Origin of the sequence: Halomicronema sp. CCY15110, from assembly GCF_016888165.1 — a bacterium.
GTDB lineage: Bacteria > Cyanobacteriota > Cyanobacteriia > Phormidesmidales > Phormidesmidaceae > Halomicronema.
Genome location: NZ_JACSWC010000297.1, coordinates 1 through 4,775 on the forward strand (window position 1 = coordinate 1; position 4,775 = coordinate 4,775).

The window sequence follows — 4,775 nt, forward strand, 5'->3', positions numbered from 1 at the left end:
GATGACCCCATGTTTTCTGGCAGCATCCTACTACAACATGACTTGTGTGTACTTAGTAGCCCAAAGCTGGGAGAGGGATTTAGGATGAGGGTGACGAAACTGGGATGCACCTAAGGGGACAGTTCCCTTGGACTTTGCTTACCCCTGTCGGATAAATCGCTAGGGAACCATCCCCTAATCCCCTGACCAGGTCATTTTCAAGGCAATTCGTAGCCCACCGGACACTTATTGGCCTGCTAAACGCGATAATTTAGCGAGCGGTGTGGTGTGTGTCCGTAAGGAGTGAGAAGCCGTGGTGATAGGAGACAGTCTGAAAAATCGATTAACGGAGCGAGGCTGGAGGGGACCAGTATTGTTTGGGGCAGGGTTGGGGACTGGTCTGGCCTTGGCGATCGCCATTGGCACCCTGTACCCAACCGTCATGTCGCTAACGGCGCAACCGCCGTCGGCCACCGATAGTGAGGCGGACAGTGCCGCCGTTGAAGACGACATCATGGCTACGGAAGCGGCAGCAACGATGGATTTGGCGGCTCAATTTACCGATCAGCCAGCGTTGCGGCTGACCCGGCGGCGACTAGAACAAGAGGCGATCGCCGATGCGAACCTCACCCGGTCAAAAGAGCTGGCGGTGCAGGGCATTGCCGTCCGCGATGCCAGTCGTGCCGATGGCGAAGAAACCTTGGCCGAGCTGCAACAGCAGGAATATCTGTGGGAAGCGACCCTGCGCCAGTTAGACCAAATTCCTGATTCATCGAGTCTGGCCGAGGTGGCGGCCACTAGACGCGAAACTTACACTGCCATTCTCAACCCGGTCAAAGCAGATATTCGTGAGCTAGAGTCAGCCTTTTTAGCGGAAATTGCTGAGGCCACCGGGCGACCCCACGCGATTCGCATTACCCTGTGCCATTTGGACGGCACCTGCCTGGACTACAAGGGCGACCAACCGCCCGCCAGTCCCGCCAGCCTGATCAAGCTGCCCGTCGCCGTCGTGTTGATGAAAAAATTGACCGATGAAGGCATCGATATCGAAGAGCCGATGTATATCGACGCGCACAACTGGACGGAAAATGCTCAGGGGGCCAAGATCTTTGTGACTGAGACCTACCCCATCCGCGAGGTGATGGTGCGGATGATCAAGGAAAGCAACAACATTGCCACCAACCAACTGCTGGATTATCTGGGTTGGGAGTATATGGATCAGGCCCTGCAAGAGCTGGGATACGAGCAAACCAAGATTCGCACGAAGTTGACGGGTAATCGGGTCTCCCCCACCCGCAACCGTGCCGTGGGCCGCAACGTGATGACTACCAATGAAGTCACGGAAATGATGCGCCAGGTCTATACCTTTGAAGGGCCGGGGGCCACGGAAATTTTGGATGCCATGGTGGGCCAGTATGACTGGGATTTTGGCTACACCGCCATCAGCAAGCTGCGCAATAAGCGCGTCGCGTGGATTGGCGAAAAGACCGGCCAAAACTCGAATATGATTGGCAGCTCGACCGCCCTGAAGATTGATGATGAGCGCTATGTGTTGACGGTGACGATTGACAATAGCGGCAACCAACAGATGTTGCGACAGGTCATCGGCGATGTCATTCAGCATGTGCTGGATGAGGGGCATCTCATCCCCGTCACGCGATAGTCCCATCGGGGACGGTTCTCTACTCAAGGGGAAAACCTTAACTCCAATTGAGAGGCGCAGAGCACGAGGGGACGGTGCTCTGCGCCTCTACCGGGGACGGTTCTCTAATCGCGGGGAAAACATTACCTCAACGGGAAATTAAGAGAACCGTCCCCTGCCTCATGCGGCCTCTGCCTACGCCGCCATCGGCCAATCTTCGATAAAGCCGTGGCGCATGGGCGGCAGGCCCGAGGTGAGTAAGCGCCGCAACCGGGGGATGGTGTCGCTGTTGTAAACGCGGAACTCGCTGTGGATGGTGGCTTGGGCGGTGCGCACGGCCTGGTTAATGACGAGGGAGCCGTTGGGGTCGGAAACGGAACGGTGGAAGGTGCCGGGGGGCAGTCGCAAAATGTGACTATTGGCATCTAACCGCACTTCATGGAAGGGATATTGCCAAGCAAAATTGACCAGGTAGAAGGTGCGACCGCCGGAAACCGCGAGCAGGTTGTCTTCTTGATTGGGATGCAGATAAAACTGCCAGCCGCCCTGCGAGGAGTTATTGGGACTAGTGGCCGGGCCATCGTGGAAAACTAAGTCGCGGGCGTTGGAATCGGTGACCGTAATATCAAAAAACTGGACGCTGGGGGTGTCGCGAAAACGATGAAAAGAGATGAGTTCAAACATGGCAACCTGTCAAATTCGGCATGATTTCAGCTTGTCCGTCACGCTAACCTCTACTGCTAGGGGAGATCAAAACCCTCTGCGAGTTTCATCTATTCGCTAGCCGAATAGGTTGCTGTTATGAACATTCATCAGTTAGCTGTGTTGGCGGCGATCGCCCGCGAAGGCACTTTTTCCCACGCCGCTCTTACCCTCGATACGTCTCAGGCGGCCGTGAGTCGCGCGATCGCCGCCTTAGAAGGGGAATTGGGGGTGCCCCTGTTGAAACGGGGGCGGTTTGGGGCCAAGCTGACCCAGGTGGGCGAGCGCGTCTTGTATCACGCACACAACATGCTGGAACTGCGGGAGCTCATCGACTACGAGGTAAATCTGGAAAAGGGGCTGTATGCAGGACGGTTGCGTATTGCCTCCTTTCGGAGTGCGGCGACCCACTTGCTGCCGCCCATTTTGGCCCAATTTCGATCGCAGTTTCCCCGAGTGGAAATCAGCTTGACCGAGTTGGAACCGGCGGGCGTTGAGCAAGCGCTGCGGGAAGGCCAGGTGGATATGGGGCTGGTGCCGTTGCCCCGATCTGAAGAATTTGCGGTGTGGGAAGTGGCCCGCGATGAGTATGTGGCGCTGTTGCCGGCAGGGAGGACGAACTTGTCGCCCAACCTGACTTGGCATGACCTGGCCGATTATAATTTTGTCTTATACAACTATGCGGAATGTACCAATGTGGTGCGGGATCATTGGCAGCGCTGGGGCCAAGAACTACAGGTAGCCTATGTGATCAAGGAAGATTCCACCATTGTCAGTATGGTAGCCCAGGGATTGGGGGCGGCCATCTTGCCCCGGCTCGCGGCGCTGCCGATTCCGGCGGGGGTGCAGGTGCGATCACTGCCGGAGCCGTTAGAGCGGGTGATCGGCGTCGCCACGCTAGCCCAAACGCCCCATGCTCCCGCCGTTGAGGTGTTTATTAATATGCTCCGCACGGACCATTGTCCCAACTCGGTGCAGTCATCCTGACGGGGATGAGGAGGCCATTAATCGAGCAAGATCAGACTGCATGGGTTCTGGCAAGCGGCGTAAGATTTTGCGCGGTTGCTGTTGAATCGGGACGAGAGTAACCTGGGCCGAGGCGCACCGTTCCTGGGTATCCGCATTGAGAATCTCGTACTGCCAAACCAGCCGCACATTTTTGCTGGGCAATAACCAACATTTGATCAGGGCGATCGCTCCCAGGGTAAGGGGTTGCCGATACTGAATGGACAAATCCACCACGGGTAAATCGACCCCACTCTTGACCCAATCGGCAAACTCGATGTGGTGCGATCGCAACCATTCCACCCGCGCCGCCTCTAGCCACGCGACATAGTTGCCGTGCCACACGACGCCCCCGTAGTCGGTGTGATGCGGCTGCACTCTGACCCGATATTCAAACGCCTGCTCCGGAACCTTCTCTTTCACTTTCATCAATGCTCTTGGGGAAGTTGCACCGAATTTACCTGGTCAGCGGTTTTCGGACAACTTCTTTGGTGCGATCGCGCTTGGGTGGGATGGGCGATCTCACCTCAGCCTATGACTAGAAAGGAACAGACATAATCTGATTTATCCACTCCTCTGCAGTCGTCGCTTCCCAAATCAAAATGAGGGCTTCTATTGCTTCGTTGAGTGACACGTTTTGGGCGATGACGATGACGCCAGAGCTGTTTCGAGACGTGATGAAATTCCCAAACTCTGTGGGCATTGTTTTGCGATCGTGTGTTACGAGAACCCGACTGGACTGAGTTGCGATCGCCAAAACCTCGGCATCTTTCTTTCCTTCTAAATTCGTTGTATTTGCTGATCGAAAATCAATTTCAGGTTGTCTACGAATGACTCCACTGACAATGGCCTGCTTCAGATCAGCGTCCGCTTGGAACCGCACCGTCGTCATGACTCACGCGGCTTCTGAAGCTGGGCCGTTTTTAGTTTTTGGTACAAAAGCGAGTTCTGTTGCCTGAGAGTCTGCTGCAACTGCTCAAACTCAGCTCTGCTGTCTTGTAAGTAATGATCAATCAGCTCTCGATTAGCGAGATAAAAAGTGATCCCTCCGTAAACTTGCTCAAGGTTAAGTACCGGAAAATTTTGGGCAATACTTTCCGGCGACTCGCCATTCAAGAAGCCGTGGACGACAGAATCTAATGAGACCCGAGTGCCAGCAATCCAGTAGCCTCGATCGCGCTGCTCAACATACTGCTTGGTCAACACGGGTGATGCGGTCATTTTCTCCACCATTTCTCTAGCTACGATGGTAAGCGATCGCCCCTGCAATCACTGGGAAAGCGATCGGGCTGGGGTGCGGCGGGCGATGTCTCGAAAAAGATGACAGAGAAGGCGATTTCTCCACTACAAAAACTCTGAGTCTGAGCGAGATTCCTTAGTGGTGCAGAAAAGTCCTGAGAGTATTGATGTAGCTAGATTCTCAGATTGAGAAGGGGAGCCATCTGTG

Annotated in this window: 6 protein-coding genes; 2 read left to right on the plus strand and 4 right to left on the minus strand. The window is 55.1% G+C overall.

The features are described 5' to 3' along the window. Positions 1 to 292: 292 nt before the first annotated feature. Complete coding sequence (locus tag JUK32_RS12695; protein ID WP_204139227.1) at positions 293 to 1,642, plus strand: serine hydrolase; 1,350 nt, start codon at positions 293 to 295, stop codon at positions 1,640 to 1,642. A 174-nt stretch (positions 1,643 to 1,816) separates the two neighbouring features. On the opposite strand, the gene JUK32_RS12700 is transcribed toward JUK32_RS12695, so the two are convergent. Continuing rightward, a complete protein-coding gene (locus tag JUK32_RS12700; protein WP_204139228.1) occupies positions 1,817 to 2,305 on the minus strand; it encodes a redox protein in 489 nt (162 codons plus the stop codon). 117 nt (positions 2,306 to 2,422) lie between these two features. On the opposite strand from JUK32_RS12700, the gene JUK32_RS12705 reads away from it, so the two are divergent. Next, positions 2,423 to 3,310 (plus strand): LysR family transcriptional regulator, encoded by an 888-nt coding sequence (locus JUK32_RS12705; RefSeq protein WP_204139229.1) that lies wholly within the window; start codon positions 2,423 to 2,425, stop codon positions 3,308 to 3,310. On the opposite strand, the gene JUK32_RS12710 is transcribed toward JUK32_RS12705, so the two are convergent. From JUK32_RS12710 to JUK32_RS12720, 3 genes are all read right to left on the minus strand, one after another. Continuing rightward, positions 3,302 to 3,757 (minus strand): thioesterase family protein, encoded by a 456-nt coding sequence (locus JUK32_RS12710; protein WP_204139230.1) that lies wholly within the window; start codon positions 3,755 to 3,757, stop codon positions 3,302 to 3,304. The genes JUK32_RS12705 and JUK32_RS12710 overlap by 9 nt on opposite strands. Before the next feature lie 109 nt (positions 3,758 to 3,866). Then, positions 3,867 to 4,220, minus strand: a complete 354-nt coding sequence (locus JUK32_RS12715; RefSeq protein WP_204139231.1) for a DUF5615 family PIN-like protein — start codon at positions 4,218 to 4,220, stop codon at positions 3,867 to 3,869. Further along, entirely contained in the window at positions 4,217 to 4,549 is a 333-nt protein-coding gene (locus tag JUK32_RS12720; protein ID WP_204139232.1) for a DUF433 domain-containing protein, read from the minus strand. The genes JUK32_RS12715 and JUK32_RS12720 overlap by 4 nt, the downstream gene beginning before the upstream one ends. Positions 4,550 to 4,775 lie beyond the last annotated feature (226 nt).

What these genes read in the sequence shown, in the direction of transcription:
- JUK32_RS12715 (WP_204139231.1), bottom strand. Translation starts at nt 4,220, where the DNA reads ATGACGACGGTGCGGTTCCAAGCGGACGCTGATCTGAAGCAGGCCATT.
- JUK32_RS12705 (WP_204139229.1), top strand. Translation starts at nt 2,423, where the DNA reads ATGAACATTCATCAGTTAGCTGTGTTGGCGGCGATCGCCCGCGAAGGC.
- JUK32_RS12710 (WP_204139230.1), bottom strand. Translation starts at nt 3,757, where the DNA reads ATGAAAGTGAAAGAGAAGGTTCCGGAGCAGGCGTTTGAATATCGGGTC.
- JUK32_RS12700 (WP_204139228.1), bottom strand. Translation starts at nt 2,305, where the DNA reads ATGTTTGAACTCATCTCTTTTCATCGTTTTCGCGACACCCCCAGCGTC.
- JUK32_RS12720 (WP_204139232.1), bottom strand. Translation starts at nt 4,549, where the DNA reads ATGACCGCATCACCCGTGTTGACCAAGCAGTATGTTGAGCAGCGCGAT.